2 protein-coding genes are annotated in these 1,376 nt (G+C 47.5%); both read left to right on the forward strand.

The window, feature by feature from the left end:
* The coding region (locus A3756_RS13310; protein WP_156490462.1) for a glycine--tRNA ligase subunit alpha at positions 1-289 on the forward strand (289 nt) is incomplete at its 5' end.
* Positions 289-1,376: glycine--tRNA ligase subunit beta (glyS, locus tag A3756_RS13315; RefSeq protein WP_068553673.1), on the forward strand; the 1,088-nt coding region annotated here is incomplete at its 3' end. The genes A3756_RS13310 and glyS, both read left to right, overlap by 1 nt.

Raw genomic sequence — 1,376 nt, forward strand, 5'->3', positions numbered from 1 at the left:
AGCTGAAAGTCAGAAGATGATTGACCAGGGTTTGCCATTACCAGCGTATGAGTTGGTGCTTAAGGCTTCCCACACATTTAACATGCTGGATGCCCGCCATGCGATCTCGGTCACTGAACGTCAGCGCTATATACTGCGTGTTCGAGGCTTGGCACGATCCGTTGCCCAGGCATATTTTGATAGTCGTAAAGAATTAGGCTTCCCTCTGGCTCCTGAAGGGATTCGTGAAGAAGTCCTTGCCAGCTTAGAAAACGCTGGTTCAAAGTCGGACAAAGGAGGCAAGAAATAATGTCTACGCAAGATTTTCTCGTTGAAATCGGGACTGAAGAACTTCCACCGAAAGCACTGAAGAAGCTCTCGGACTCCTTTACCAGTGGTATCGAAGCAGGCTTAAAAGATGCGGCTTTGAACTATGCTGAGGTAAAGGCTTTCGCTAGCCCCAGACGTTTAGCTGTTCGAGTTAAAGGTTTGGACGTGCAGCAAGCTGATAAGTCAGTTGAAAAGAAAGGCCCGTCAAAGAAAGCCGCTTATGATGCTGAAGGGAATCCTTCTCGCGCCTTGACTGGTTTTACCGGCTCGTTAGGTATTAAGCCTGAAGACCTAGAAGAAATGGAAACGCCGAAAGGAACATGGTTAGTTTACCGCTCGCTAGAGAAAGGTCAGGAAACCAAATCTTTGTTGAATGACATTGTTGCCCAGTCATTGAACAAGTTGCCTATTCCTAAGCGTATGCGTTGGGGAGCTCAAAAGGTTGAGTTCGTTCGACCGCTGCAGTGGGTATTGATGATTTTCGGTGATGAGGTTGTAGAAGGCAGTATTCTGGATATTCCAGCTGGTCGAAAGACTCGCGGTCACCGCTTCCATAGTCAGGGTGAGATTGAAATTACTAAAGCAGATGACTACGAAGTTCTATTGTTAGAGCTAGGCAAAGTGATTGCAGATTATGATCAGCGTAAGGAAAAGGTTCGTCAGGGTGTGACGGCTGCTGCTGAAGGTATTGGTGGTGTGGCTGTGATTGATGAAGACTTGTTGGACGAAGTCGCGTCTCTAAATGAGTGGCCCGTACCTTTAGTCGGCCGCTTCGACGAGCGCTTTTTGGAGGTGCCGACAGAAGCACTGATTTCTTCGATGAAAGAGCATCAGAAGTATTTCCATGCTTTGGATAAGAATGGCGAGATGCTACCAAACTTCATCACGCTAGCGAATATCGAAAGTAAGGACCCTCAGCAGGTAATTCAGGGTAACGAGCGTGTTATTCGTCCTCGCCTGGCAGACGCGGCCTTCTTCTTTGAAACGGATAAGAAGTCCACTTTGGCCTCGCGTCGTGAGCAGTTAAAGAAAATTGTCTTCCAGAGTAAATTGGGAACGGTTTACGA

Source organism: Oleiphilus sp. HI0086 (assembly GCF_001635225.1).